This window comes from Candidatus Dormiibacterota bacterium (assembly GCA_035532035.1).
Classification (GTDB): domain Bacteria; phylum Vulcanimicrobiota; class Vulcanimicrobiia; order Vulcanimicrobiales; family Vulcanimicrobiaceae; genus Tyrphobacter.
Map to the genome: position 1 here is coordinate 66,019 of DATKRS010000009.1, position 26,288 is coordinate 92,306.

The 26,288-nt window shown below is 65.9% G+C and carries 26 protein-coding genes; 9 read left to right on the forward strand and 17 right to left on the reverse strand.

All coding sequences use genetic code 11. From position 1 onward, the window contains the following. Positions 1-3 precede the first annotated feature (3 nt). The 3 genes from VMV82_03070 to ychF all read right to left on the reverse strand — a co-directional run bounded on the left by VMV82_03070 (position 4) and on the right by ychF (position 2,943). On the reverse strand, positions 4-1,263 hold the full coding sequence (locus tag VMV82_03070) for a Glu/Leu/Phe/Val dehydrogenase (protein HUY40530.1): 1,260 nt from the start codon (positions 1,261-1,263) through the stop codon (positions 4-6). Between the two features lie 67 nt (positions 1,264-1,330). Further along, positions 1,331-1,669: a hypothetical protein gene (locus tag VMV82_03075; protein HUY40531.1), complete on the reverse strand. Its 339-nt coding sequence runs from the start codon at positions 1,667-1,669 to the stop codon at positions 1,331-1,333. A 179-nt stretch (positions 1,670-1,848) separates the two neighbouring features. Beyond that, positions 1,849-2,943 (reverse strand): redox-regulated ATPase YchF, encoded by a 1,095-nt coding sequence (gene ychF / locus VMV82_03080; protein HUY40532.1) that lies wholly within the window; start codon positions 2,941-2,943, stop codon positions 1,849-1,851. Between the two features lie 43 nt (positions 2,944-2,986). Between ychF and VMV82_03085 the strand changes: the two genes are divergently transcribed. Then, complete coding sequence (locus VMV82_03085) at positions 2,987-3,457, forward strand: bifunctional nuclease family protein (protein ID HUY40533.1); 471 nt, start codon at positions 2,987-2,989, stop codon at positions 3,455-3,457. Between the two features lie 27 nt (positions 3,458-3,484). Here the strand turns inward: VMV82_03085 and VMV82_03090 are convergent, their stop codons facing one another. Beyond that, complete coding sequence (locus tag VMV82_03090; GenBank protein HUY40534.1) at positions 3,485-5,104, reverse strand: peptide ABC transporter substrate-binding protein; 1,620 nt, start codon at positions 5,102-5,104, stop codon at positions 3,485-3,487. A 50-nt stretch (positions 5,105-5,154) separates the two neighbouring features. Between VMV82_03090 and VMV82_03095 the strand changes: the two genes are divergently transcribed. Together VMV82_03095 and VMV82_03100 are read left to right on the forward strand one after the other, a co-directional pair. Next, positions 5,155-5,949, forward strand: coding sequence for an S-methyl-5'-thioadenosine phosphorylase (locus tag VMV82_03095; protein HUY40535.1), 795 nt, complete (start codon positions 5,155-5,157; stop codon positions 5,947-5,949). After that, a complete protein-coding gene (locus VMV82_03100) occupies positions 5,946-6,644 on the forward strand; it encodes a hypothetical protein (protein ID HUY40536.1) in 699 nt (232 codons plus the stop codon). Before VMV82_03095 ends, VMV82_03100 begins: the two co-directional genes overlap by 4 nt. Positions 6,645-6,648: 4 nt before the next feature. Here the strand turns inward: VMV82_03100 and VMV82_03105 are convergent, their stop codons facing one another. The 4 genes from VMV82_03105 to VMV82_03120 form a co-directional block, all read right to left on the reverse strand. Beyond that, complete coding sequence (locus VMV82_03105; GenBank protein HUY40537.1) at positions 6,649-7,656, reverse strand: hypothetical protein; 1,008 nt, start codon at positions 7,654-7,656, stop codon at positions 6,649-6,651. Beyond that, positions 7,653-8,264 carry a dTMP kinase gene (tmk, locus tag VMV82_03110; GenBank protein HUY40538.1) on the reverse strand — a complete coding sequence of 204 codons (612 nt, stop codon included), beginning with the start codon at positions 8,262-8,264 and terminating at the stop codon, positions 7,653-7,655. Before tmk ends, VMV82_03105 begins: the two co-directional genes overlap by 4 nt. Next, complete coding sequence (locus VMV82_03115) at positions 8,255-9,781, reverse strand: R3H domain-containing nucleic acid-binding protein (GenBank protein ID HUY40539.1); 1,527 nt, start codon at positions 9,779-9,781, stop codon at positions 8,255-8,257. Before VMV82_03115 ends, tmk begins: the two co-directional genes overlap by 10 nt. Before the next feature lie 67 nt (positions 9,782-9,848). Then, positions 9,849-11,333: an aminotransferase class I/II-fold pyridoxal phosphate-dependent enzyme gene (locus VMV82_03120; protein ID HUY40540.1), complete on the reverse strand. Its 1,485-nt coding sequence runs from the start codon at positions 11,331-11,333 to the stop codon at positions 9,849-9,851. Positions 11,334-11,562: 229 nt separating this feature from the next. On the opposite strand from VMV82_03120, the gene VMV82_03125 reads away from it, so the two are divergent. Then, on the forward strand, positions 11,563-13,050 hold the full coding sequence (locus tag VMV82_03125) for an FAD-dependent monooxygenase (GenBank protein ID HUY40541.1): 1,488 nt from the start codon (positions 11,563-11,565) through the stop codon (positions 13,048-13,050). Between the two features lie 34 nt (positions 13,051-13,084). Here VMV82_03125 and VMV82_03130 read toward each other — a convergent pair whose 3' ends face one another. Genes VMV82_03130 through VMV82_03160 form a run of 7 tightly spaced genes read right to left on the reverse strand, consistent with a single transcriptional unit; the run spans position 13,085 to position 18,986 of the window. Then, positions 13,085-13,630, reverse strand: coding sequence for a nuclear transport factor 2 family protein (locus tag VMV82_03130; protein HUY40542.1), 546 nt, complete (start codon positions 13,628-13,630; stop codon positions 13,085-13,087). 54 nt (positions 13,631-13,684) lie between these two features. After that, the gene (locus tag VMV82_03135; GenBank protein HUY40543.1) at positions 13,685-14,218 is read right to left on the reverse strand and encodes an HNH endonuclease; all 534 of its coding nucleotides are present in this window, start codon (positions 14,216-14,218) and stop codon (positions 13,685-13,687) included. 12 nt (positions 14,219-14,230) lie between these two features. Then, a complete protein-coding gene (locus VMV82_03140; GenBank protein HUY40544.1) occupies positions 14,231-14,518 on the reverse strand; it encodes a hypothetical protein in 288 nt (95 codons plus the stop codon). 13 nt (positions 14,519-14,531) lie between these two features. Next, complete coding sequence (gene pdxT, locus VMV82_03145) at positions 14,532-15,149, reverse strand: pyridoxal 5'-phosphate synthase glutaminase subunit PdxT (GenBank protein ID HUY40545.1); 618 nt, start codon at positions 15,147-15,149, stop codon at positions 14,532-14,534. Further along, positions 15,149-16,039 carry a pyridoxal 5'-phosphate synthase lyase subunit PdxS gene (gene pdxS / locus VMV82_03150; protein ID HUY40546.1) on the reverse strand — a complete coding sequence of 297 codons (891 nt, stop codon included), beginning with the start codon at positions 16,037-16,039 and terminating at the stop codon, positions 15,149-15,151. Before pdxS ends, pdxT begins: the two co-directional genes overlap by 1 nt. A 15-nt stretch (positions 16,040-16,054) precedes the next feature. Beyond that, positions 16,055-16,495, reverse strand: coding sequence for a hypothetical protein (locus VMV82_03155; protein ID HUY40547.1), 441 nt, complete (start codon positions 16,493-16,495; stop codon positions 16,055-16,057). A 16-nt stretch (positions 16,496-16,511) separates the two neighbouring features. Further along, complete coding sequence (locus VMV82_03160) at positions 16,512-18,986, reverse strand: amylo-alpha-1,6-glucosidase (GenBank protein HUY40548.1); 2,475 nt, start codon at positions 18,984-18,986, stop codon at positions 16,512-16,514. On the opposite strand from VMV82_03160, the gene ispE reads away from it, so the two are divergent. Both ispE and VMV82_03170 read left to right on the forward strand, forming a co-directional pair. Continuing rightward, positions 18,985-19,911, forward strand: a complete 927-nt coding sequence (ispE, locus tag VMV82_03165; GenBank protein HUY40549.1) for a 4-(cytidine 5'-diphospho)-2-C-methyl-D-erythritol kinase — start codon at positions 18,985-18,987, stop codon at positions 19,909-19,911. The two genes, VMV82_03160 and ispE, sit on opposite strands and share 2 nt — an antisense overlap. After that, positions 19,908-20,660, forward strand: coding sequence for a nucleotidyltransferase family protein (locus VMV82_03170; GenBank protein HUY40550.1), 753 nt, complete (start codon positions 19,908-19,910; stop codon positions 20,658-20,660). The genes ispE and VMV82_03170 overlap by 4 nt, the downstream gene beginning before the upstream one ends. Here VMV82_03170 and VMV82_03175 read toward each other — a convergent pair. Then, a complete protein-coding gene (locus tag VMV82_03175) occupies positions 20,644-21,201 on the reverse strand; it encodes a UbiX family flavin prenyltransferase (GenBank protein HUY40551.1) in 558 nt (185 codons plus the stop codon). The two genes, VMV82_03170 and VMV82_03175, sit on opposite strands and share 17 nt — an antisense overlap. A 65-nt stretch (positions 21,202-21,266) precedes the next feature. Between VMV82_03175 and VMV82_03180 the strand changes: the two genes are divergently transcribed. The 3 genes from VMV82_03180 to VMV82_03190 are packed head-to-tail and all read left to right on the forward strand — an operon-like array spanning position 21,267 to position 25,244. Next, positions 21,267-22,220: a PD-(D/E)XK nuclease family protein gene (locus VMV82_03180; GenBank protein ID HUY40552.1), complete on the forward strand. Its 954-nt coding sequence runs from the start codon at positions 21,267-21,269 to the stop codon at positions 22,218-22,220. Continuing rightward, positions 22,217-24,274 (forward strand): 3'-5' exonuclease, encoded by a 2,058-nt coding sequence (locus VMV82_03185; GenBank protein HUY40553.1) that lies wholly within the window; start codon positions 22,217-22,219, stop codon positions 24,272-24,274. Before VMV82_03180 ends, VMV82_03185 begins: the two co-directional genes overlap by 4 nt. A gap of 10 nt (positions 24,275-24,284) precedes the next feature. Beyond that, a complete protein-coding gene (locus VMV82_03190) occupies positions 24,285-25,244 on the forward strand; it encodes a GNAT family N-acetyltransferase (GenBank protein ID HUY40554.1) in 960 nt (319 codons plus the stop codon). Here VMV82_03190 and dinB read toward each other — a convergent pair. Continuing rightward, positions 25,235-26,287: a DNA polymerase IV gene (gene dinB, locus VMV82_03195; protein ID HUY40555.1), complete on the reverse strand. Its 1,053-nt coding sequence runs from the start codon at positions 26,285-26,287 to the stop codon at positions 25,235-25,237. The genes VMV82_03190 and dinB overlap by 10 nt on opposite strands. Position 26,288 lies beyond the last annotated feature (1 nt).

A 26,288-nucleotide genomic window follows, 5' to 3' on the forward strand; every position in this document is an offset into this window, starting at 1 on the left:
GAGCTATGCGTAGATGCCGCGGAGCTTGAGCGCCCTCACGACGCGGTCGATCGCGAGCGTATAGGCGGCCGTCCGCAGCGTTGCGCCGCGTTTGTTCGCAATTGCGCGGATCTCGTGCAGATTCGTGAGCAAGACGTCCTCGAGGCGCTCGTTGACCTCGGCTTCCTTCCAAAAGTACCCCATGCGGTCTTGGGCCCACTCGAAATACGAGACAGTAACGCCGCCGGCGTTGCCCATGATATCCGGAATGACGACGATGCCGCGCTCTTTGAAGATGCCGGCGGCCTCGGGCGTCGTCGGGCCGTTTGCGCCTTCAACGACGAGCTTGGCGTTAACCTTGGCGGCATTCTCCGCGGTAAAGACGTTCTCGAGCGCTGCCGGCACGAGCACGTCGCACTCGCTCGTCAACAGCTCGGCATTGCCGATGCGCTCGCCACCGGTGAAACCCTCGAGGCTACGGTGCTTGAACGCATGGGCCGCCGCCTCGTCGATATCCACGCCCTTCTCGTTGTAGTACGCGCCGGTGACGTCGGAGATACCGACCACGCGACACCCTCGCTCGGCGAAGAGTTTCGCCGCGTGCATGCCGACGTTGCCGAACCCTTGAATCGCGATCCTCGCGTTTGCCGGCTTGAGACCCATCTGCTGCATCTGATCGAGAGCGCAGATCGTGACGCCGCGCCCCGTCGCTTCGACGCGACCGCGAGAGCCGCCGATCTCGAGCGGCTTGCCGGTGACGACGCCGGGCTGATTCTGGCGCACGTGCATCGAGTACGTGTCCATGAACCACGCCATCACTTGCGGCGTCGTGTTGACGTCGGGCGCCGGAACGTCTTTATCGGGGCCGACGACCTCGACCAGCTCCGCCGCATAACGTCGCGTAATGCGCTCGAGCTCGCTCAACGACAGCGTCGCCGGATCGCACGTCACGCCGCCCTTGGCTCCTCCGAAGGGCAGATCGACGACGGCGCACTTCCAGGTCATCCAAAATGCCAGTGCCGTGACCTCGTCGAGCGTCACGCCGGGATGAAAACGGATCCCGCCCTTGCCCGGACCTCGAGCGAAGCTATACTGAACCCGATACCCCGTGAACACTTCGAACTCTCCCGAATCGCGCTGAAACGGAATCGAGAAGATGATTTGGCGGGTTGGATGCGTCAATATCAGTCGCATCCCGGAATCGAGTTCTAGGAGATCTGCGGCTTCGTTGAAATAGGCGATCGCTTCGCCGAAGATCGAGACGTCGCGTACCGCAGTGCTCATCAAAGAAAAGACTACAAGGGTGGCGCCGTAGCTCCTTCGGAAAGCCTTGGACTTTTTTCCCTCATCGCTACGGCCCGAAGGCGATGCCGTAGGCGTTCGAAATCCCGCTCAAAACCTCGACTGCCGTGCTGGCAGAGGTGATCGGGGCCTTGATCTCCCAGACGGAACCGCCGCCTACCTCCTCGGTAACCCATAGGTCGCCCGAGCCGTCGAATGCCATCCCGTAAACCACATTTCCCGAACTCACCGTCAGGTTGAATGCTGGCGTGCTGCTGGAGACAAACGGCGGCGTGAGAACGGAAACGAGCCCATTGCTGCTCGCGTCGGCCACGAACACTCGGCCGCTGGAATCCACCAACAACCCATAGTTGTTCTGGTTTGGCGTTACGTTCGCTGCAGGGGCCATTGGGGCTGACTCCGTTTGCATTGATGCTGAAGTTCGCCGTAGCCGTGCCGTTGACGGGGCCGTTGAAGGCGTCGATGCAGCAGGTGCTGTTGACGTCGGCGCTCTCGTAGACGTTCCCCGCCACGTCCTCGGTCGTATCTTCTATACCGCCGTCGGCCGACCCGCAACTCCCTCTCCGCTCAAACGTTGAAGCGGAAGTTGACGACGTCGCCTTCCTGCATGACGTACTCTTTGCCCTCGCTGCGCACGAGCCCGGCGGCGCGCATCGCCTCCATCGTCCGATGCTTCACGTAATCGTCGTATGAGACGATCTCGGCGCGGATGAATCCGCGCTCGATGTCGCTGTGGATCGTACCCGCCGCTTGCGGTGCGCGCGTCCCCTTGGGGATCGGCCAGGCGCGTGCCTCTTTCTCTCCGGCGGTGAGGAAGGTCATCAAACCGAGGGCGTCGTACGCCGCGGCGGCGAGCTCGTCGAGCCCACTTCTCTCGATGCCGAGGCTCGCGCGAAACTCCGTCGCCTCGTCCTCCTGCAGGCCCGCTAGCTCCGCTTCCAGCGTGCCGCAGAGCCGCAATACGCGGCTGCCGTCTTCTGAGGCCTTCTCCTCGACCGCGCGGACGCGACCGCCCGTCATCTCCGTCGGGGTTTCGTCGACGTTTGCGACGTAGAGCATCGGCTTCGCGGTGAGCAGAAACGCTTCGCGCGCAATCCCGCGTTCGAGCGACTCCGGTGGGAACGCTCTCGCAGGGCGCCCCGCTTCGAGAGCCTCCCTGACACGCCGCGCCGCATCGAGCCGTGAGCGCACCTTTGCGTCGGCTCGCGCTTCGCGCTCCAAGCGCTCGATGCGGCGCGAGATCGTCGCGAGGTCGGCAAGCGCGAGCTCGATCGCGACGATCTCGATGTCGCGTAACGGATCTGGTTCGCCTTCTACGTGCACGACGTCGCTCGCCTCGAAGCACCGGACGACCATCGCGACGGCGTCGGTCTCCCGAATGTGGCTCAAGAACGCGTTGCCGAGCCCTTCCCCGGCGCTCGCGCCCCGTACCAAGCCGGCGATGTCGACGAAGCGCACGGTCGCCGGCACCACGCGAACGGCACGAACGAGTTCCTGCAGGACCCCAAGGCGCCGGTCGGGGACCGCCACCTCCCCGATATTGGGCTCGATCGTGGCAAATGGGTAGTTGGCGGCGAGCGCCGCCGCCGAGCGTGTGAGCGCGTTGAAAATGGTCGACTTGCCGACGTTGGGCAGACCGACGATCCCGCAGGAAAGGGGCATGAGAATCCCCAGTTCGCGTCGGATAAAATGAAACATGCGGAAGATGACGGTCGATAAGCTCGGCATCGATCTCCTGACACACGATCCGGTCGTCATCCTCCGGGACGGCGACGGCACCCACTACCTGCCGATCTTGATCGGTCCGTTCGAAGCAACCGCTATCGCTCTCGCGCTCGAGGGCGCTCCCGTTCCTCGGCCGCTCTCCCACGACTTGATGCGCAGCATCCTCGTAACGCTCGGCGCCCATCTCGAACACGTTATCATTCACGACATCAAAGAATCGACGTTCTTTGCCAAACTGGTCGTACGTACGAACGGCGATCTCCAAGAAATCGACGCGCGCCCCTCCGACGGCATCGCGCTGGCGCTACGCGTCCAGGCGCCGATCTACGTCTCCGACAAGATCGTTCTCGAGGAATCCGTGTCGGAGAAAACGCGCCCCGTCGACGACGCGGAGATGGCGCGATTCAAGAAGTTCCTCGACGATCTCAAGCCTAGCGATTTCAACCGCTAATGGCGCAGAGCGGTCGCACCGTCGCCGCTAGATGTCCCATTGCCAGGCGTTCCACCAGGGCGTGGCGCTCGGATTCGTGCTAAAGTTGCGCAAATCGGGAGACCGCACGATTGGCCGCCGTAGTTCGTACAATGGCACGTACGAGATCGTCTCCCACATGATCTCGCTGGCTTGCCGGTAGAGCGCGGCGCGAATCAACGGGTCCTCGGTCTGCAGCCCGCGCTTCTCTAGCGCGTCGACCTCGCGGTTGCAGTAGCCGAAGACGTTCTGGCCGTGCGGATACCATCGATCGCACCCGACGTAGACGTGGACGTCCGGATCCCACTGCAGCGTCGTGGAGTAGATCGCCATGTCGTACGTGCCCGATAGTATCGGACCCGCCGGCACGAAGATCGTGTCGTAAGGATAACTCTTCATCGTGAGAGCGATGCCCACAGCTTTGAAGTTCTGCTGAAGCTCGATTCCGATATCCGTAAGAGTCGTCGAGCCCGCGATCACCGCAAGCGTGAAGGCGAGGCGCACGCCGCGGCGGGAACGAACGCCGTCGCTCCCGCGTACCCAGCCCGCAGCGTCGAGCAGCCGGTTCGCGCGTACGGGATCGTAGCGGTGGGGCGGCAGCCGCTCGTATCCGAGGGCCGTCGGAGGCAGCGTGTTGTACGCCTCCTCCCCGATGCCGTGCGCGATCTTGCGAAGGAGCGCGTCGTAATCGATCGCGGATGCGACGGCGCGCCGAACCGTTACGTCGGCCAGCCCGGGTTTGCGCTCGTTGAGTATCAGCACTTCCTGCGCGTTCCAGGGCCGCAGGCCCGTGACCACGCCGGGAAAGGAGCGATACTCTTCGTACAGCGCTCCGGTGGGCGAGACGACGAGATCGACGTGATGCACCCGAACCTCGGTCGCGATCGTCTGATCGTCCGGAATGACGTGCAGCTCGATGCGTGCGAGCTTCGGCCTGCCCTTGAAGTACCGGTCGAAGCGCTCGAGCACGATGCCCGTACCTCGCTTCCAGCTGACGAACGCGAACGGCCCGGTGCCGATCGGATGCGTGTCGAGGGAGCTATGATTGAAATCGACATCCCGATCGATGACGTGCGCTGGAAGAACGGGCTTGCCGCCTTCCTGCAGTGGCGCGAAGAATTGCGAGACGAAGGCGGGGTCCCGCTCGCGCAAGCGCACGACGACGGTATACGGGTTGGGTGCGCGTATCGACGCCACCCGGTCGTATCCTTCGCGGAAGAGCGTGTCGTTTCGCGGATCGACGACGGCGCGCCACGACGCGATGACGTCGCGCGCCGTGAAGGGCGCGCCGTCCTGCCAGAGGACGCCTCGCCGAAGATGGTACGTCACCGTCAGGCCGTCGCGAGAGACGCCGCCGTTGAACGGCGTCGGCACCGTTTCGGCGAGATCTCCAACGAGCCGCCCGCGATCGTCGGAGATCACGAGGTACGAATAGATCAGGGACGAGAGATCGTAGACGAGGTCCATCTCGGACAAATACGGATTGAGATGATCGGGGTCGGAGATATCCGCAATGCGCAGCACGTGGGGAACCGTCCACGCGTGACGACCGTTTGGAGACGCCGGCGCGCCGACGCGCGTACACCCGGCGACGATCGCGACGAGCAACGCGCAGCATAAACGACGCATGCACGTGCGTTCGAGGGGAAAGCAGCGTTACCTCGAATCCGCCCCGCGATATGGAGACATCGGAGCGCGCCGACATCGGCGTTTTTGGCGGTTCGGGATTCTATTCGCTCATCGAAGACGCGCGCGAAGCGTGGGTCGAGACGCCGTACGGCCCCCCCAGCGATCGCGTCGCGCTCGGCGAGCTTGCGGGTCGTCGCGTCGCGTTTCTCCCACGTCACGGCAAAGACCATCGCTATCCGCCGCACGTCATCAACTATCGCGCGAACCTGTACGCGATGAAGATGCTCGGCGTCACGCACATCGTCGGGCCGACGGCGTGCGGGTCGCTCGCACGCGAGGTAAAGCCGGGATCGATGGTCGTTGCCGATCAACTCGTCGATCGCACGACGGGCCGTAGGGACACGTTCTTCGACGGACCCGTGACGACGCACGTGAGCTTTGCCGACCCGTATTGCCCGACGCTGCGTCCGATCGCCGTCGAGGCGCTGCGCTCGCTCGGGATCGAAACGCACGAGCGCGGTACGGTCGTCGTAGTCCAGGGTCCACGTTTCTCCACGCGCTCGGAGTCGAAATGGTTCCAGAGCCTCGGCTGGGAGGTCATCAACATGACACAGTACCCCGAGGCGTACTTGGCGCGCGAGCTCGGGATATGCTACGTGAACATCTCGCTCATCACCGATTACGACGTTGGTCTCGAAGGCATGCCGCCGGTGTCGCACCACGAGGTCATGGAGGTGTTCAAGCGCAACAACGAGCGGACCAAAGCCGCCATCGCACGCATCGTCGAGCGCATCCCACGCGAAGCCGATTGCTCGTGCCGCCACTCGCTCGAAGGAGCGCGGTGAGGCGCGCCCCCGACCTCACGATCTACCTGCGCGCGATTCCGTTGCTCGCGCGCCAGCCCTCCGTCTTCGTCGGGCCCCTCCTCGGCGCCGTCGCCGCGCTCGCGCTTGCGGCGCTGGCAACGTACGTCACCGCTCCGCTGGGAGGCGCGGGCGCAAGCCTTTTCGACTTCGCCGCCCGAGTTTTCTATAGTTTTGCTTTCGGCGTGGCGATCGTGCACGCCGACGCACTCGAACGTGGGCTTCGCGCAACGTTCGACTCGGCATGGGAAGAGGCGCGCCGCAAGGGCGGCGGCATCATCGTCGCGGCCATCGGCTTTTGGTTTCTCGTCATGATCGCAGAGTACGTCGGCGCGCTCTTCGGGCTCACGGGCCAGATCGTCCTGATGCTGGTAGCTGCATTCTTTCTCATCTACACGATCCCGGCGGCGGCGATCGGTGGATTGCCGGGAAGCCTCGCGCTCGGCGGTTCGTTCCGCGCGGTTCGCGCCGATCTGCTCGGTGCGGCAATTCTTGCGGTCGCATTCGTCGGACTCTTCGTGGTTCTCCCCCCGTATCTCGTCAACGTCATCGGCGAACGAGTCCTCTTGAGCCACACCGAACAAGTGCTCTTGCAGGCCCTCTTCGAAGCGATCGCGCTCGGCTATCTCGCCTTCCCGTTCGCCAAGCAGTACGCGAACCTCGCGTTTCGCGCTTAGCGGGTTAGCCCGGCGCGCCGGCGCCGCAGAGCGCCATGCGCACGATCTCGCTCGCCATCGACGGGCTGACGTTCGTGCGCGCGAGGCGCTGCGCGTCGTCGATGCGGCCGAGAATCGCCCCAAGCGCCGCACCGGAGAGCGGCGGAAGCGAACGAAGCGCGTCGTCGTAATCCGCGTAGAGCGGCGCACGCTTCGCCTCGTGGACCGCAACCCAATCGCGGACGAGACCCTTGAGGACCTCCAGCCCCAAGACCAACGTTTCGCGTGACGCCCACCCCTCTTGCGGCGTTCCTCCCGCAACCACGTCGAAGAACCAGCGCGCTGCCTGCGTGCGCACCGATGCCTCCTCGGTTTCGAGCGCTGCCGTCGCCTGCGTCACGCTTCCTTGGCTCAAGAGCGCACCCGCTTCAGCCTGCGCGGCGTCGTACCCCTTGCGGCGCAGAATATCGGCTACCTCTGCGCGCGAGAGCAAGCCGAAACGTATCTCCAAGGCGCGCGAGCGAATTGTCGAAAGCAGCGTGCCGGGAGAGGGCGTGGTGAGGAGCAGTACGACGCCCGCCGGTGGCTCCTCGAAGAACTTCAACAGCGCGTTGGCCGCGTGGTGCGTGGCGAAATCGAGATCGCCGAGCAGCAGGACGCGCATCCCGCCCACGTACGACTCCATCGACAACTGGCGCACGAGATCGCGCGCGGTGAGCGTCTCGTCGCCGAAACGTGCCGGCGTATCGCGGTCGCCGATCTTCAGCGTACCGTCGTGCTCGAGGAAATCCGGATGGTACGCCTGCATTTCGAAGAGCCGGCAGGAGGGACAGACCCGGTCGTAGCCGAGCACGCCGGGCTTCGGCGCGGCGCAGAGCAGCGACTGCGCGAGGCGGCGCGCAAACGTCTTCTTACCGACGCCGTCGGGGCCGCTGAAGACGTAGGCGTGCGCAATGGAGTCGCGCGTCAGATGTTCGAAGTAGGCGCGCGGTCCGTGCGCGCCGACGACGTCGAAAGAGAGCTCGCCGTTCACGCGGGCGCTTCTACGAGCGCACGAACGATCGGCCACGCGTCGTCGAGCAACTCCTCCGGCGAGCGCATCGCATCCAAAACGTGCCAGCGGCCGCCGGCCTTTGCCATCTCGAGATATCCTCGCCGCGCGCGCTCGAAAAACGCGCCGTCCTCTCGCTCGATGCGGTCCGCAGCGCGCTCCTGCAGACGGCCGCGCGCGCTCTCCACCGGGAGATCGAGAAGAAACGTGAGATCCGGGTCTAGGCCGGACGTCGCGGCTAGACAGAGAAGGCGCAACGTCGGGATGTCGAGTCCGCGTCCGTATCCTTGGTACGCGAGCGTCGAATCGAAATACCGGTCGCAGAGCACGATGCGCCTCGCAGCCAGCGCCGGACGGATTCGGCCCGTCACGAGCTGCGCCCGCGCCGCGTTCATCAGGAGCGCTTCGGTGAGCGGCGCGATCTCCAGATCGCTGTTGAGCAGCAGCTCGCGCACCGCGTCACCGGCCGGCGTTCCGCCGGGCTCGTACGTGACGAGCGGCTGCGCGCCGCCCGCTTCCAAGCGCTGCGCGAGACCGCTCAGCAGCGTACTCTTGCCGCTGCCCTCGATGCCCTCGAGCGTTACGAACACTTGGAGATGCGGACGCGCCTATTCGGCTCCAATCCCGTGCTGCGCGATTGCAGGCGGTATTTCTCCGCGAGCTGATGCTGCATGCGCCGCACGTACGACGTCTGCGGCGTCAGCTCGACGGCCTGACTCGTCAGGAGCACTTGGTAGATGCCCTCCTCGGCCTCGCGCAGCGCCAGCTCCTCCCGGTCGATCGATCCGAGGTTGAACACGTCGCGCAGGGCGCTCTGGATCTGGGTGGTCGTGTTCGTCTTGATCGAATAGATCGGCACGTTGTCGGCCGCGATCTCCTTGAGCTTCGGCTGCTGTTTGCGCTCGAGCGCCTTGAGCGTGATCACGACGTCGGCCTCGTCCCACGTGCGCGAAATCCCCGCGTTGACGCGAAGGTTGTGAATCGCGCGTTCGATCTTGCTGCGCGAGACGCCGTACGGAAAGATCGCGACCGACCGCTCGTTCTCGCCATGCGAAGGTGGCGCAAACGACTCCGAGAGCACGGGCATCGATTCGGTGTCGGCCTCCTGAACGACCGTGACCTCGCCGCTCGGCTCCCGGCGTCGAATCTCGGGCTGCGGCTGATACCCGCGCAGCAGCGCATCGACCACTTCGCCCACGTTCTTGTGAATCGCGAGCCGGTCGCGTTCTTGAATCTCAACCACGACGTCGAACGTCGGCGGTGCCTTGCGCTCGAGAACGGTCTTGCGCGTGCCGCGGCGGCGCGCCTCTTCATCCGAAAGGGTGACCGCGCTGATGCCGCCGACGAGGTCGGTGAGCGTGGGATTCATCAAAAGGTTCTCGAGCGTCTGGCCGTGCGCCGTGCCGATGAGCGTCACGCCGCGTTCCGCGATCGTGCGCGCGGCCTCAGCCTCGGCGGCGGTGCCGATCTCATCGATCACGACGACCTCGGGCATGTGGTTCTCGACGGCTTCGATCATCACCGCGTGTTGGAGCGCGGGGTCCGCAACCTGCATGCGGCGGGCGAGCCCGATGCCGGGGTGCGGCACGTCGCCGTCGCCGGCGATCTCGTTCGAGGTGTCAACGATGACGACGCGCTTGCGCTCTTCGGACAGAACGCGGGCGCACTCGCGAAGCATCGTCGTTTTGCCGACGCCGGGCCGGCCCAAGAGACAGACCGACGCACCGCTGTGCAAGACGTCCAAAAAGATGTCGATCGTGCCGTAGACCGCTCGTCCGACGCGGCACGTGAGGCCGACGATCTTCCCGTTGCGATTGCGAATCGCACTGATGCGGTGCAATGTCTGCTCGATGCCGGCGCGATTGTCGCCGCCGAAAGACGAGATGCGAGAACAGATGTGTGCGATGTCTTCGTTCGTCACCGCGGCGTCGCTCAAATACGTGAAATCGTTCTCGAAGCGCGCCTCCGGCGGTCGTCCGAGATCGAGCACGACCTCGATCATCGCTTCGACGTTGGGAAGGCGAACGAGCGCCTGACGAATAGGAAGAGGGAAGATATCGAGAAGTTGGGAGAGCTCCCAACTGGGGGAGACCTGCTCGGCTTTCACCGCCACGCCTTTCTCTTTTCCGCGAAGCGGCGTCGCACCTTGCGCCTCCGGCGGCGCCTTCGCGCGCCTACGGTCGGACGACGCGGATCGTGCGCAGTTCGCTGTCGTACGGGCCCTGAATGCGCACGCCGGCCTTCAACTCCAAGCGCAGGTAGTTGAGGATCTCGTCGGTGATCTCTTCGCCCGGGGCGAGCACCGGAATGCCCGGCGGATACGGCGCGATCGTCTCCGCGCAGATGCGCCCCTTGCTCTTGCGAAACGTCACGCTCTCCGTCGGTGCCAAGAACGCATCGCGCGGCAGCATGCGCATCGGCGGAGTCTTCGGCAGCCGGTAGCTGCGCCGATTGCGCGGTTGCTCGAGGATCCCCGAGCGCGCAAACATGTCGAGGGGCCGATCGTCGCGCGAGATCTCTTCCAATGCGGTGACGAACCGCTCCGCCGCTTCGTCCCTGGTTCCGATCGTGAACAGTGCGACGATGTTGAACAGGTCCGCGAGCTCGACTTGGATATTGTAACGCCGGCGCAAGAGCTCCGAGACCTCGTAGCCGGTGTACCCGAGGCCGCGCACGGTAACGACGACCTTGGTCGGGTCGACGTCGAAAACTCCCGGGCGCCCCTTGAGCTCGTCGCCGAACGAGTAGAGACCTTCGACCCGATTGATTCTCTCGCGCGCTTCGCGAGCGAGCGCAATCGTTCGTGAGAGCAGCCGCTCGCCATCCGTCGCCATCTGCTTGCGCGCCACGTCGAGCGAGGCGACCATCGGCAGATTGGGCGAGGTCGAAAGGAACATCTTGACGACCGACTGGAGCCGATCCACGCGCACGCGATCTCCGCACTGGTGCAGCATCGCGCACTGCGAAAAGGCCGAGAGCATCTTATGCGTCGAGTTGATGGACAAGTCGGCCTTGGCAGCGGTCGCCGAAAGCGGCAGCTCCGGATGGAAGTGGAAATGCGGCCCCCACGCCTCGTCGACCAGCAGCAGCTTCCCGGCATCGTGGACGATGCGCGCGATCTCGGCCAAATCGGCCGCAACGCCGTAGTACGTCGGGGAGACGATGTAGACGGCGGCGAGATCGGGGTGCTCCTCGAGCGTGCGCGCTACCGTCTGCGGCGTCACGCAGTGATCCATGTGGAGCCCTTCGTCCACCTCCGGCTGCATGTAGACGGGCTGCGCCCCGCTCATGACGAGTCCGCCGAGCATCGACTTGTGCGAGTTACGAGGAACCGCGATCTTGTCGCCCGGGTTCACGGCGGTCATCATCATGCATTGGTTCCCGCTCGTGGATCCGTTGACCAAAAAGAACGTTCGATCCGCTCCGTACGCCTGCGCGGCAAGCTCCTGCGCGTCGCGCACGGCCTCGGTAGGCTGGAGCAGATCGTCGAGCCCCGGCATCGGCGTGAGATCGATCGCGCAAATATTGTCGCCGACGAACTCTCGAAACGACGCATCCATCCCGTTGCCTTGAACGTGCCCCGGCGTGTGAAACGGGATCACGCCTGCATCGACGTAGTCGAGCAGTGCCTGAAAATACGGCGTTTTTGTTTGGTCCACGACCGTTGCCCCGCAAAGAGAATGAGCGCTAAGAGGAAAGCGTACGCGCAGAGCGCGTGCGTGCGAGTCGCTACGCTCCCTTGGCCGTGGCGGAATGATGGCTAATCGCAAACGCCGCCGCGCGAAGTGAGGCGGAGAGGAGCGCGAAGAGCCGGACGTCGCTCATATCGTTCATTCTTCAACGTCGCTGCCAAGGCTCCGCTTAACCTCAGGCCGAACCGGGGGCGCGATGGACGCTCCCGTGATCATCGTGGGCGGTGGGCCCGTCGGACTCTCTCTGGGGCTCGGTCTCGCGCATCACGGCGTCCGCTCCACGATTCTCGAACGCGAGGCCGAGCCACCGCAGGAGTCGCGCGCGCTGCTCGTCGTGCCGCGCACGCTGGAAGTGATGCAGGATTGGAGCGCGCTCGACGCTCTGCGCGCTGCGGGCACGTGGCGCCAGGTGGTGGAGATCTCGGCCGTCGGCGTCGCCGAGCGCATCGTGCGGATCGATTTTTCGAACGTTGCCGACGTCATCGAACCCGCCGGTGCCCTTCTTATCCCGCAGAACGAGACGGAAAGCGTCCTTCGCCGGCTCGTCGGCGAGAGCGGGCTCTGCACGCTGCGAACGCGGTGTGACGTTACCGGAGTCGAGGAGCGCGCGGACGGCGTGACCGTAACCTTCTCCACGGACGCGGGAACGCAGCAGATGACGGCGGGCTACGTCGTGGGGTGCGACGGAGCGCACAGCATCGTTCGCCAGGCGCTTGGCTTGGCGCTCGAGGGCGCGACCTATCGCGCGCGCGCCGTCCTCACCGACGTGATCGTCAGCGGCCCGCCGTGGGCGCCCCCGTCGCCGCGCTTTTCGTTCAAGAAGGCATCGCTCGCGCTTGGCATCGAGTACGCCGCAAACAGGTGGCGCGTCATTGCGCTCCTCCCCGAGGGCGTCGACGACGCAAGCGCCCTCGATCCGGCCGCGCACGCCGCGCGCCTCGCGCGCCTGCTCGGCGAAGGAGTCCGAGCGCGTACGATATGGTCGAGCCTCTTTCGCATTCATCGCCGCCACGCGCAGCACTTCGTCGTCGGCTCCATCGCGCTCGCCGGCGACGCCGCGCATCTGAACAGTCCCGCGGGAGGACAAGGCATGAACGCGGGCATCCACGACGCTGCCAACCTTGCATGGAAACTCGCCTACGCGCTCTCGGGCCGCAGCGACGCGCGGGCGCTGCTCTCGAGCTACGAGCTCGAAAGGCGCGAAGCGATCGCGGGGTCGGTGGAGCGTTTCACCGACGCGCTGACGCGATTTGGATTCGGCGGCGCCAGGTGGTTCGGAGCCCTCCCGTTCCGCTTGCTCGGCGTTTTTTTGCGCGAGCCCGGCATGCAGCGCAAAGCGTGCCGCGCGATGGGAATGCTATCCGGCCGCTACACGAAGTCGCCGCTCATCGATACGCGTCACCCGCTCGCAGGGCGCCGCATCGACGATCTCGCGCTCCCGAACGGTTCGCGCATCAATCGGATGCGCGCCGGAGGGGCGGCACTCGTCGTCGTCGGGCACGTATTTGGGGACGGACTTCCCGAACCGGTCATTCGGATCGAGAAAGCGCCGAAGCACTGGCATCTCAAGCACGATGCGGCCCTTGTCGTGCGCCCGGACGGCTGCGTCGCCTGCGTCGTAGAGAGGCCTACGCCGGAGCGCGTCTCGGCAGCGTGGCGCAAAGCGTTTGCTCTGAGATCCTAACCCGCATAGAAAGGCGCTCGAGTCTAAGGAGACTCTACGGCTTCGACGCAAGGAGCGCGTTGGTCGCATAGCTGCGATCGAGAAGGCTTTGAGCCTGTGCCGCACCGGTAACCGGGAGGCCCGCCGGATCCAAGAGACCGACTTGAACGAGCAAGCACGCTTGATCCCAGTAGATGTGTTCGTGGACGATCTTTCCTTCGTGGAACTTCACCACGACGACGACCGGCAGCGACACGCGTCTTCCAGTGGGCGTGACGCCGGGTAGAAGCGCGTCTATCACGGTGTCGTGCGTGAACGTCATGACGAGTTCGTCGACAACCTGATCCTCTCCGATTGTCCGCGAAATGCGGGTCGTGGACGTGTCCCGCGGCCACGTAGTGACAAAATGATCCCGGTAGAACCTAAATATCTCTTCCTTACCGTTGCCACCGATCATCGTTGGTGCATGGTAGAGGTGTGGCTCGGCGCTCATGGTTTCCATCGTGGCCACGGCATCATGCAATTCGAATTCGTCGCGTAGATGTTCGTCGAATACCGCTCCTAGGTCTCGTGCCGGCATACGCACATCCCCTCCATCCATTCATAGCAGCCTCATTCGGACGCAAAATCGTCCGATGAATGCTGGCCTAACAGGTTAAACCTCGATGCGCTCTTCGATCGAGACGTTGTAGAGGAACAAGAACTTGCCCCATTCGTCGGGCAGCGTGTTGCGCTTGATCTGAATCCAGGGAATGTATTTCGGCTGCCGCGGCTTGCGGCGCAGCGTGAGGTTCGCTTCCTGCGGCGTACGGTTGTTCTTACGGTTGTTGCAGCGCATGCACGAGCAGACGAGGTTTTCCCACGTCGATGGTCCGCCACGGCTCTTGGGCACCACGTGATCGACCGTCATGAGGCGCTCGCCGTGCGTTCCGCAGTATTGGCAGGCGTAATCGTCGCGAATAAGCACGTTCTTCTTCGTCAAGGCTACTCGCTGCATCGGACGCCGGATGTAATAGAGCATCCGAATGACGGACGGCATGCGCATCTCGAAGCTCGTCGACGCCAGCACGCGTTCCCGATTGTGCACGGCTTCCGCTTTGCCGGCGAAGAGCAGCTTCACGGCGCGCTGGAACGTCGTGACGTTCAACGCTTCGTAGGTGAAGTTCAAAACGAGGACGTCGCTTTGCATGGGCCTTCGAGGTTACGCCTCGCGCCTTCTGACGTAGGCCAAGCGCGTCTCCGTCAAGAGCTGAGCGATCGCGAGACGCCGCTCGGCGCCCAGACGTTCGCGGATTCGATCGAACGCGAGCGACGCAACGTCGATGGCCACTTCCGCGGAAGCGAGATCGCCGGCGCCGGAGGCCTCGTCCATGTACGCATGCGCCGCAAGCGCGAGCGAACCGATGATCTCGCTTACGACCTCGGCGATTGAAGGGACCTGCCCCTGAAAACCGGAGGCTTTCGCTTCCGGGGCTGTTGGAGAACTCATCCGCCGTACGTTCTTATGCGGCGGTGGAGCGCTTCCCTATCCTCGCCGCCTCGCGGACGATTGAGAGGAAATACTCGTGGACGCGCGTGTCCTTGCCCAGCTCGGGATGGAAGGAGGTCGCAAGCACGTTTCCCTGGCGCACCATGACGCCGTGTCCCTCGCGGGAAGCGAGCAACTCTACGCCGGGGCCGGTGCGCTCGATCCATGGCGCACGAATGAAGATTGCCGCAAAGGGCTTGGCGCCGATCGCCGGAACGGCGAGATCGACTTCCGCGGACTCGTTCTGCCGGCCGAACGCATTGCGCCGAACGGTGATGTCGAGCACGTCGAGGGTCTGCTGCTTCACGTCTGCGACGTCGTGCGCCGCGACGATCATGCCCATGCACGTTCCCCAAAGCGGCAGACCGGCGCGTACGCGCTCGACGATTGGCGACGCCAGGCCGAAGCGCTGCAGCAACTTCATGACGGTAGTCGACTCGCCGCCCGGGATGACCAATCCGTCGAGCCCATCGAGCTGATCGCACTGCTTCACTGCGCGCGCCTGCGCGCCGGCGCGGCGCAGCGCCGCAAGGTGCTCCTCGACGTCACCCTGCAACGCAAGGACGCCGATCACGGGCACGCGCTCCCCCATCAGTTTCCTCTGCTTGCGAGCAACTCCGAATCGGGGAGGTTACGCACGTCGAGGCCCGGCATCGCCGACGACGTTCCGAGCGAGCGGCACGCCTCGGCGACGACCTTCGGATCCTCGTAGTGCGTCGTCGCGTCAACGATCGCTTTCGCAAAGAGTCTTTCGTTGTTCGATTTGAAGATGCCGCTCCCGACGAAGATGCCTTCCGCCCCGAGCTGCATCATGAGCGCCGCGTCGGCCGGCGTCGACACGCCTCCGGCGCAGAAGAGCACGACCGGTAAGCGTCCATCCCGCGCGACCTGCGCGACGAGCTCGAGCGGTGCGCCGAGATCGCGCGCGCGCGCGGTAAGTTCTTCTTTCGGCGCAACGCTCAACTCGCGGATCGCGTCGCCGATCGCGCGCATGTGACGTACGGCTTCGACGATGTTTCCGCTTCCGGCTTCACCCTTGCTGCGAATCATCGCTGCGCCCTCGGCGATCCGGCGCAGCGCCTCGCCGAGATCGCGTGCGCCGCAGACGAACGGCGTCGTGAACGGACGCTTCTCGATGTGGTACCTGTCGTCGGCGGGCGTCAGTACTTCAGATTCGTCGATGTAATCGACGCCGATGGACTGCAGCACTTGTGCCTCGGCAAAATGGCCGATCCGGACCTTTGCCATGACGGGGATCGTCACGGCGTCCATGATCGACTGGATCAACTCGAGCGAGCTCATCCGTGCCACGCCGCCGGCCGCCCGGATGTCGGCTGGAATTCGCTCGAGCGCCATGACCGCGACCGCCCCCGCCTCCTGCGCGATGAGCGCGTGATCGGGCGTCACGACGTCCATGATGACGCCACCCTTGAGCATCTGCGCGAGGCCGCGCTTGACGGTGTCCGTGCCGGTGTGTTCCATGTTCTCCTTATCCTATCAGTACGGCGGCGTGGTTGCACCGGGGGATGCGGCAGCTTGCGCCTCCGGCGACCCTGCGGGGCTGGGCATCGCCGTAGGCAGGGGGCTCTGGCGCCAGATGGGGACGTTCGGATTCGGCGTGGGTTCCGGCGGCTTCGGCGTAGGCGTCGGTGCGGGCGGGCGCGTCGGCAGCGGCACGGGCGGGACGCGGGGATCGGGGAAACCGGGGTCCGGAGCACCGGAGAGCGTCTGCGAGCGCTGCCAATCGGGGCCGAAGGTGCCCGAGCTCACGCCGGAGGGCTCGGGCGTGATCAAGACGGTCGGCAGCACGGCCGGGGAAAGCTCCGTCGCCTGCCCGAGCAAGCGATAGCCCATGTGCTGGCCGATGGCGATGGCGGCGAGCAAGACCACCGTGCCGAGCGCCAGCACGATGGTGGCGAAATGCTTGGAGGAGCCCACGACGCTGCCTTCGCCGCTACGTGGAGACGCTTCTTCTCAACAAGCGGTTGAGCGCCGGGCGAACGACGTCCAGGCGCGTGGCGCGTGCTCTGCGCTCGGTGGGCGTCCCCATGAAGTGGACTTCGCCCAGCGCCCCTGCGGCAAGCTCGAGGCGCGCGGAGTGGCCGCGAAACTCGACCGAAACGTCGCGCGCAGCATCGTCGAGGTTGCAGAGAAAGATGCGTGCCGCGCCGTTCGGATCCTCGAACGCCACCGCTCCGACCTCGACCGGCGAGGTCGTGACCTCGTCGCTGACGTCGCGCCCGGCATGGATGCACGTGAACGGCTCCTCCGCCGAGAGCTCGCTCATATCGCCGTAGATGATGTCGTTGCGCAGATCGATGACGTAGCTGCACCGGCGATTGCCCCAGTGCACGCGCGCGGCCGCGATCCATTGCCAGCCCTTCGGCCGCAACGGCACGAGATGCGGCCTACCGCTCGTGCGATACCCGTCGAGGCCGCCGACGGTCTCGGCCACCGCCCAGAGATACTTTGCGCCGGTCCACGGCGAGAGATACATTCCGCGGTTGCTGAGCGACCCGCCGTCGAACCATTCCCCGAACTCACCCGGTACGGTGTTGCGCGGGCTTCCAGCCTCCATCGCTTCGTACATCGCACCCAAGTAGTGCACGGCTTCGTCTACGTACGCGTGACGGGCGAGCGCCACCGTGAACCAGAGCGTGAGATCCGGCCACACGCCGCCGAGCAACCCGTAGCCGTACGAAGGGAAGTACCAGGAATCCGCCGTCGAGATGGTGCGCAGGCCGATCGGCGTCACGAAATCCGCTTCCTGCAAGCGCGCCAGGATGGCGCGCCGCTGCTCGTACCCGCCGACGCCGAAGAGCACCGGGAAGACTTCGTCCGCCGTGAAGTTGTCTTGGTAGTTGCGGTCCTTGTCGTAGTTCAGGACGAACGCCCCGGTATCGTCGTTGTAGAGCTGGGCGATCATCGCCGCCCGCAGCGCTTGGGCTTCTTGCCCGTACCGCTCCCAGTGTTCGTGATCGTCGACGACCGCGCAGAGCATTGCCGCTGCCTCCAGCGCGAAGACCGCTTCCGCGTTGATCTCCGTGACTGCGCCGTCGAGCGTGTAGTACGGAATGATGTTGCGCCACGAGGAGATGCCGTACATATCGACGCCTTGCGCTTTGCAGAAAATCAGCCCGTACGCGTCGCGCTGCGAGAGCAGGTAGTCCGCCATTTTGACGACGAGCGCGTGATGCTCGCGCACCCATGCGTCGTCCAGCGTCGCGTTGTAGTGATGGAGCATCGCCACGAGATGCAACGGCGTGTCGTCATTGATGTTGAGATCGTAGGACGTCTTGAAGCCGCTGACGCCGCGCACGTACTCGATCATCATGCCGTTCTCTTCCGCGACGCGACTGAAGACCTCGAGCGCGTCGCGGCTGAACTGCGGCAAGAAGTAGTCGTATCCGTGAACGAACCACGACGTGTCGCGCGAGACGAGGATGTCGGAGGGCGGCGAGTTCGTCGCACCCCAGCCGTGCGGATATTCCTTCACGACGCGCAGCATGTTCGCTTTCGCCCAGACGATGCCACGGCTGATGACCGGTGAGGGGGTCATGATCCGCGCGTCGGCTAGTCGCTCGGCGAAGTAGTGCTGCGTGTCGTGCAGCGCGCGGGGATCGCGGAGGAGCGCTTCGAGGACGGGTCTGGAACGCTCTCTGCCGGCAGCGTGGTAGACGACCGCGATGCGCAGCGCCTCGCGCGCACCCGCCGCGACGCGAATGCGGTACTCGAAGGCGCCGAAGATACGGTGGCTGACCAGCTCGGCTTCCTCCGGGGTCACCTCGCCGAGCTGCTGGTCTTGGATCCGCGGCACGAGCCCGCCGCGGCGCATGTGCTGCAGCAGCACCTGTTCACGCAGTGACAAGTTGATCGCCGACGGCGTCCGCGAGCCTCCCCACCAACGCTCGCCGCCGGTCTCCAGATTGCGCGAGCACACCAGCGGCCCGTCGATGTGTGCGTGCACTTCGTGCTCCGGTTCGCCGTAGAAACGCTGCCCGATGAGGAGCGCCCAAGGAAAGACGGAGACCTCGATCTCCGCGGCGCCGGGGTTGTACAGGGTGACGTCGACCACGAAGGAGACGGCCCGGTCGAACGCGGCGCCGTGCGGCACGTAAAACGCTTCGCTGACGTGCAAGCGGTTCTCCAGCGTGAACTCCGAGAGCTGCGCGTAGGGGAGGAACGTGAACTCGCGCGCGATTTGGTGCGGGAAGAGCGTCTGCCGCCCGTCGCGCAGGCGATAGGCGATTTGATGCGTTCCGAAGATGATGCGATCGGTATCCGCGTCCCATAAGCCGCGGACGCCTCCTTTTGCCGTCGATTGCGCGTACGTCTTGTAGTTGCCTAAGAGGAGACCGTACGGCGTTTGCTCTTCGGAGAGAACGTACGCGCAGTACTCGTTGTGCTGCGCGTCGTAGCTCGATCCCATGAAGTCCGGTATTCGCGGCTTGGGGCCGCGGCCATCCCGAGACACGTTCCGCGCACCGGCCAAGATCAACCTGACGTTGGAGGTGCTCGGGCGCCGCGAGGACGGCTACCACGGCATCCGCAGCGTCATGGTTCCCCTGGAGCTCGCGGACACGATAACGATCGAGCCCTGCGAGGAGCTCGTTTTCGATTGCGAGGTACGCGAGCTTGCCGGGGAGGAAAACCTCGCGCTTCGTGCGCTGCGCGCGATCGAGGCCGCAACGCGACGGCCTCTCGGTGCGCGCGTCACGCTGCACAAGGCAATCCCCACGCAGGCGGGCCTCGGCGGCGGTTCGAGCGACGCAGCGGCGATTCTCCGCGCCGCGATGGAGGGCACGCTCGGCGTCGTGCCCGCACTCGATTGGCTCGAAATCGCGCGCGGTCTCGGCTCCGACGTTCCGTTCTTTCTCGTCGCCGGCGCGGCACTCGTCGAAGGAACCGGCGAGCGGGTGACCGCACTCGGCGCCGTTCCCGCATGGCCGGTGCTCGTCGTGAAGCCGCCGGCGCAGGTCGTGACCGCACAGGCGTACGCCGCGCTGGACGAGCGGAAGCGCCCCGGCCGACCGCGTAGCGAGTCGCTCTCGCTGCAATGCGCGCAAGCGCTCCAGCACGGCGATTTCGACGGCGTCCAAAACGCGCTCGGCAATGATTTTCACGAGCTCGCTCTGGACGTGCCGTCGATCCGGCACGCCTACGACGCGTTACGCGCGGCGGGCGCCGCCAAGCCGCTGATCGCGGGTTCCGGCTCGTGTCTCTTCGTGCTGGCGCGCGACGCCGCCGAGCGTGATGCACTACACGAGCGCTTGAGGCTCTCGCCGGAGTTCGAGGTCTTCGCAACGGCGTTTGCCCGCGATGATGCGTGGCGGGAGGCCAGCGCGCGCGCGTGACTGCAGTCGTGCTTGCGGGAGGCCCACCCGACGAGGTCTCGGCACTGCAGCCGGGCGCGCCCAACAAAGCCTTCGTCCGCGTGGGAGGCCAGACGCTCGTCGAGCGCGTGCTTCGCGCGCTGCGCGCCGCGCGCGACGTCTCGCACGTCATCGTCGTCGCGCCGCTCGCGACGCATACCGACGCGGCGCTCGCGCTTGCCGACGAGCGCAGGCCGGACGGCAAGCGGATTACCCAGAGCCTGCGCAGCGGTCTGGCCGGCGTTCCACAGGACGAGCTCGTACTCGTCGCGGCCTCCGATCTGCCGGTACTCACGGCCGGCGCGATCGACGACTTCGTCGCACGAGCCCAACGCCTCGGCGGCGAGATCGGCTACGGCTGCGTCGAACGCGCCGTACACGTCGCCGCCTATCCGGAGGTACCGCACACCTGGGCGCGGCTGCGCGACGGCACCTACTGCGGCGGCGGCCTCTTCACGCTGCGTCCGCGCGTCTTGCCGGCCCTAGAACGCTTCATCGAGCAGCTCGGCGCCGCGCGCAAGAAGCCGTGGCGCCTCGCTAAGCTCTTCGGACCGGGCGTACTGGCGAAATACGCCCTCGGAAAACTCTCGATTGCGGATGCCGAGGCTCGTGCCCGGGCAGTGCTCGGCGCTGCGGTCTACGCCGTCGTCTCGCCATACGCGCAGACCGCCGTCAACGTCGACCGCGCTAGCGACGTCGCGCTGGCAGAGCGAATCATCGCCAACGCTTGAAGAGGTCGTTGCTGATGCCGAACTGATCGAGCGCCTTGCCGACCGTGTGCGCCACGATGTCTTCGACGCTCTTCGGAGCGGCGTACATCGCAGGGATCGGCGGTAAGATGACGGCCCCGATCTCGGCGAGCTGGACGAGCGTACGCAGGTGTCCCAGGTGAAGCGGCGTCTCGCGAACGACGAGCACCAGGGGGCGTCTCTCCTTGAGGCAGACGTCGGCGGCCCGAACGAGCAGGTTCTCGTCCAAAGAAAGCGCGATCGCGGCTGCGCTCTTCATCGAGCACGGGACGACGAGCATGCCGTCGGTGAGAAAGGATCCGCTCGCGATCGCCGCCGCGATGTCATCGTTGCGATACACGACGTCCGCAAGCGCCTCGAACTCGGACGGCGTCGATCCGGTCTCGATCTCGATCGTTCGCCGCGCCGCCGAGGTGATCACGAGGTGCGTCTCGATGCCGCCTGCTGCGCGCAGCGCTTGCAGCGTCGCGCGGCCGTAGACGCTTCCGCTTGCTCCGCTGATGCCGACGACGATACGCTTCATCCGAGCGCAATTACACGCGGGACGGAGGGGCGCCTGGCGGATCGCCGGGAAATCACCACAGCGACGTGAGAGCTTTGGATTCGTCACGCGCGTTCGAGCTGGCCGAGCCCGCCGAGCGCGAAGCCGCCGCCGCCGTGCGCGCGCGAAGGCCGCATTTCAGCGCCTCCGCGCTGAACGCATATGCCGAGTGCGAGCGCAAGTGGTTCTACCGCTACGTCTGCGCCGCGGTCGACGATCCCGGCTCGGCAGCATCGGCGTACGGAAGCGCGTTCCATCTCGCGCTCGAGCGCTTTCACGAGCGGTACGTGCATCCGCAGCCGGACGACGCGGCGGCCATGCACGGCGATCTCGCACGCGAGATCGATGCCGCCTTCGCGCAGTATCGTCATGGCTTTCCTACGGCGGTCGAGTTCGAGATCCAGATGCGACGCGCGCACCGCACCGCACGCAAGTACGTGGAGTGGCTGGCTGCGGAGTCGAAAAGGGCACCGTTTACCGTCGTCGGACGGGAGCTTCCGGTTCAGCTCGACCTCGAGGGATTCACCTTCATCGGCTTCATCGACCGTCTCGACCGCGACGCGCAAACCGGCGGGGTCACCGTCGTCGACTACAAGACCGGGTCGATCGCCGCCTCGGCATCCGAGTACCTCCAAGTCGTGCGGGAGTTCGGCGACTTTCAGCTTCCTTTCTACTATTGGGTGCGCACCGCCGCGGGCGATCGCGTGACGCGCCTGGCCCTCCTGCCGCTCAAGGACGCACTGCTGGACGTACGGCCGGTGAGCCTCGAAGTCGTTCCCGTTCCCGCGGCGGCGGCGCGGCGCGACGCACCGGTCGGGACCATCTCGATTGCGGATCTCGAGCGCGCCAAGGAGCGCATGATCGAGATCTGCCGCGAGCTGACCTCCGCGCAACCGCGCAGCTTCGCTCCGGCCACCGATCCGCAAGCCTGCGTCTTCTGCGCCTACGCTCTCGCCTGCACGCGCCGGCCTCCGCCGGACGGCAATCGCTTCGGCCGGTGATAGCGGCCTCGCTCGATCCTGCGCAGCACGAGGCCGTCGAAGCACCGTTCGACAAGGCGCTTGCGATTTTTGGCAAGGCAGGCTCAGGCAAGACGAGCGCGCTCCTTGCGCGCATCGAGCGCGCGCGCTCGCTCGGCCATCGCACGCCGCTCGTTGCCGGCATCGACGAGCCCGCGCCGGTACGGCTGCACGAGTTCGCTTTGGAGATCCTGCGCGAGAACGGCGCAGAGCCGCGCCTCATCGACGACGTCGAAGCAGCGGCGCTCTTCGCCGAAGCTGCGGTGCCGCTGCTGGCAATGGAGAGCGACCTCATCGAGCTCGAAATCGACCCTGAGGTCCACGGTCTGCGCTCGCCGGAGCGCTTTCTCGAATCGGCGTTTCGCCTGCAGCGCAGGTTGAGCGAGGCATTGATCTCGGCCGACGGCTTCCTGGAACTCTCGCTCACCGGGGCGACCGAGTTTTACGCAAAGCCGCCCAACTTCGCCCAGCCGGACCTCATCGCGTCCACGAAGAGCGAGCATCGCTCGTCGCTTGCGGTCTCGCCCGAAGAGCTGAAGCGCCAGTATCGCCGCGAGGTCGATCTCGCAAAGCTGCTCGCGCAACTGTACCGCGCCTACGCAGCGCTCTTGCGCGAACGGCGCTGCGCGCCGGGACGCGACGCCGTTTCGGCCGCAGTGGACGCTCTGCGTGGGGACGCCCCGTTGCCGGCGCGGATCGCGCAGCGCTATGCGCTCGCCTTCCTGGACGACGCGCAGGACCTCACCGTCGGCGAGATCACGCTGCTCCAGCGCGTCTTCGGCGAAGCGCTTCCCGGCGTCACGCTCGCCGGAGACCTCGGTGCCGAGATGCGCGCGGGCGCACGGCGCGACCGCGTCTTTGCGAGCGCCGGCACGCGCGTCGAGCTCTCCCGCTCCTACAGGGCGCGTCCCCCGCTCGAGACCGCGCGGCCCGCCACGCAGCGTGAGGAAGCGCGCTCGATCGCCGCGCACGTAGCGGCGCTGCTTCGCAACGGCGCCGAGCCCGGGCGCGTCGCCGTGCTTCTCCGTTCGGTCGCGGCCGCCGCCGCGTACGAGGAGGCGCTCCTCGACCGCGATATCTTCGTCCGGATTGCCGGCGATTACAACGTATTCGCCGACCGCCGCGCTCTCGACGCGATCGCACTTCTCTGGAACGTATACGATCCGGCGCGCCACGAATGGCTCCTGCGAACCTTGGAGGGTGCCGCTCTTGCGCTCTCCGATGCATCGCTGGCCGTGCTCTGCGGCGAGCCTGCGGACCGGCAGACCGTGCTCTTCGAAGAGGAGCCGCCGCGGCCGCCTTCAGGCGAACGCAAGCGCGACCCCGAGCGCGCCGTGCGCCTTTCGCAAAATGTCCTCGGCGCAGCGTGCGATGCCTCGCTCTCGGAGATCGCGCGCGAGCGCGTCGACGCGTTTCGCGCGGCGCGCGAGCGTTGGCTCGAGGCCCGCCGCGCCTTGCCCTTCGAAGATTTCGCGCGGCTGGTGTGGAGGGAAGGGCTCGCACGCGAGGGCGCGCCTGGATCGGCGCGCGCGCGCGCGCAGCAGCACGCGCTGCACCTGCTGCTCGGGCGGATGCACGCGTATCTCGAGAGCCATGCCGGCGCGTCGCTCGGCGACGTGCTCGCCGATGCCGAGCTACGCGCGCGCAGCAAGCTCGAGGTCTGCGAGCTTCCAGACGGTCGCGACGCAGTGCATCTGATGAGCGTCGAAGCCGCACGCGGCTTGACCTTCGATCACGTCGTCATCGCGAACGTGCGCCCGGGCGCCTTTCCTTGCTGGTACGCTCCCGACGCATTTCTCTTCAGCCCGAGCCTCGGCATGATCCCCAAAGACAACGTCGGCGACGCGACGACGGCGAGAACGGCGAAGTTCACGTACTATCTGTATCGCGTGAAGGCGCGCGACGCGTACAACGCACGCGAGCGCCGCGTCTTCTCCTATGCGCTGAGCCGCGCGACGCGCTCGCTCTACGTGTGCGCGTGGGGACGACCGACGCGCGCGCTCTCCGCCCCAGAGTTCTTGGAAGAGCTGCGTTAGGGAGACGCTGGTGCAGCTGCGCACGATCCCCGCCGCCGAGTACGCGCGCTCGGTTCTCCCTCTCTCGGCGACGCTCTGGGCCGGGCGCCGTAACTTGCGCACCTACGTCGCGCAGACGCTCGAGATCGCGCAGGGGACGTACGGAAAACGCTACTACCGCACGCTCGGCCTGTACGACGGCAGCGAGCTCGTGGCATCGTGCAAACGGTACGAGCGCTCCATTCGCGTCGGTGCCCGGCGCTTGCGCGCCTTCGGCGTCGGCGCGGTCTTCACGCCAGAGCCGTTGCGCGGGCGCGGGTATGCGAGCGCCATGCTCGCCATGGCACTCGATGCCGGGCGCGGTGAGGGCTTCGATGCAGCGTATCTCTTCTCCGATATTCGTCCGCGATTCTATGAAGAGCTCGGGTTTCGGCGTCAGCCGTCGCGCTCGATCGCACTTCGTGCCGATATGCTCGCGAAAGGCCGCATCGAGATCGCTAGGCTCGAGGAGCGCGACTGGGAAGGCGTGCGACGCTGCTTCTCGCTGCTCGACCGCTCGCGCCCATGGAGCTTCGCACGTACGCCGCTGGTCTGGGACTGGGTGCGCATGCGCCTGCGGCACGGCTCAGAGCACGTGCGCGGGGCGGAGGCGAGTTTCGTCGTACGCGAGCGCGGCGGCGTGCGGGCCTACGTCGTGGGCATGCGCGTGCCGGAGCGCGACACGTACGTCGTCGATGAGTTCGGCTTCGCCGACGACAAGGGTGCGAGCGCGCTCGCGCTCCTGCTCCGCGGCGCCGCGGGAGACTTGCGCCGCATCTCCGGCTGGCTTCCTCCCGACGGCGTTCGTAGGCTTCTTCCGCGCGGGACGGTGCGCGAACGGCGCACCGCGATCTTCATGATCGCGCCGCTCACGAGCGAGGGCAAACGCTGGTGCACGCTCTGCGAACGCCCCTCGAACGCCGACGGCGTCTGGGCGACGGATCACATCTGATCGAAGAGCCCCGCTTGTTGCGGAGCACCAGGAACGAGCGAGGCCACGCGTAAGCCGAGCAGACGCACCGGCGCACCGTTGAGCTGCGCGCGGCGCAGGCAGTGCACCGCCGCGCGAAAGATGCGGCGCGCGTCGCGCGTGGGCTCGACAAGACGCGTCTGGCGGCCGAGCGTCGAGAAGTTCGCGCGCGTGATCTTCACGCCGACGGTGCGTGCGCTGAGGTCCTCTCGCGCGAGAGCCTCCGCAATCTCCTTCGCCTGTTCGCGCAGCAGCGCCACGAGCGCGGCCTCATCGCGTACGTCGTATTCGAACGTTTCTTCGCTGGAGATCGACTTCGTCTCGCGCCCGGGCTCGACCGGTCGCGCGTCCATTCCGCGCGCGAGATCTCGTACGTGCGCGCTCCACGACCCGAAAAGTGCACGCAACGCGGCGTCCTCGAGCGCCACGAGATCCCCGATGGTGGCGACGCCGACGCTTTCGAGTTTCGCCTGCGTCTTCGGACCGATTCCCCAGAGCCGGCCGACGGAGAGCGGCGCAAGGAATGCCGCCTCTTCGCCCGGCGCGATTGCGAGCACGCCGTCCGGCTTGCAAGAATCGGACGCGATCTTCGCCACCATCTTGCCGCTCGCAACGCCCGCGCTCACCGTGAGCCGGGTCGCAGCAAGGACCTCCGCTCGGATCGCGCGCGCGATCTCGCACGCCTCGTCGAACGCGATCTCGCCGAGCCCGACGAAAGCTTCGTCGAGAGAGAGTCCTTCGACCGGAAATCCGCGAGCGCCGAAGATCGCGAAGATCTCGCGAGAGACCGCTTTATACGTTGCCATGCGCGGCGGAACGACGACGAGATCGGGGCACGCTTCGCGCGCGCGATAGAGCGGCACTGCGGACCGCACGCCGAACGGACGCGCTTCGTACGAGGCTGTCAGGACGACGGCGCGGCGGCTCGATCCGGCGACCGCCAGCGGTTTTCCGCGCAGACGCGGATCGTCGCGTATCTCGACGCTGGCGTAGAAGGCGTCTACGTCGAAGTGCGCGACAAACACG

Excerpts from the sequence above, each read along its gene's own strand:
- VMV82_03095 (HUY40535.1), top strand. The coding sequence starts at position 5,155 with ATGGAGACATCGGAGCGCGCCGACATCGGCGTTTTTGGCGGTTCGGGA.
- VMV82_03135 (HUY40543.1), bottom strand. The coding sequence starts at position 14,218 with ATGCAAAGCGACGTCCTCGTTTTGAACTTCACCTACGAAGCGTTGAAC.
- VMV82_03075 (HUY40531.1), bottom strand. The coding sequence starts at position 1,669 with ATGGCCCCTGCAGCGAACGTAACGCCAAACCAGAACAACTATGGGTTG.
- VMV82_03130 (HUY40542.1), bottom strand. The coding sequence starts at position 13,630 with ATGGATGGAGGGGATGTGCGTATGCCGGCACGAGACCTAGGAGCGGTA.
- VMV82_03160 (HUY40548.1), bottom strand. The coding sequence starts at position 18,986 with ATGGGATCGAGCTACGACGCGCAGCACAACGAGTACTGCGCGTACGTT.
- ispE (HUY40549.1), top strand. The coding sequence starts at position 18,985 with ATGAAGTCCGGTATTCGCGGCTTGGGGCCGCGGCCATCCCGAGACACG.
- VMV82_03140 (HUY40544.1), bottom strand. The coding sequence starts at position 14,518 with ATGAGTTCTCCAACAGCCCCGGAAGCGAAAGCCTCCGGTTTTCAGGGG.
- ychF (HUY40532.1), bottom strand. The coding sequence starts at position 2,943 with ATGCCCCTTTCCTGCGGGATCGTCGGTCTGCCCAACGTCGGCAAGTCG.
- VMV82_03125 (HUY40541.1), top strand. The coding sequence starts at position 11,563 with ATGGACGCTCCCGTGATCATCGTGGGCGGTGGGCCCGTCGGACTCTCT.
- VMV82_03175 (HUY40551.1), bottom strand. The coding sequence starts at position 21,201 with ATGAAGCGTATCGTCGTCGGCATCAGCGGAGCAAGCGGAAGCGTCTAC.
- VMV82_03085 (HUY40533.1), top strand. The coding sequence starts at position 2,987 with ATGACGGTCGATAAGCTCGGCATCGATCTCCTGACACACGATCCGGTC.
- VMV82_03070 (HUY40530.1), bottom strand. The coding sequence starts at position 1,263 with ATGAGCACTGCGGTACGCGACGTCTCGATCTTCGGCGAAGCGATCGCC.
- pdxS (HUY40546.1), bottom strand. The coding sequence starts at position 16,039 with ATGGAACACACCGGCACGGACACCGTCAAGCGCGGCCTCGCGCAGATG.
- pdxT (HUY40545.1), bottom strand. The coding sequence starts at position 15,149 with ATGGGGGAGCGCGTGCCCGTGATCGGCGTCCTTGCGTTGCAGGGTGAC.
- VMV82_03090 (HUY40534.1), bottom strand. The coding sequence starts at position 5,104 with ATGCGTCGTTTATGCTGCGCGTTGCTCGTCGCGATCGTCGCCGGGTGT.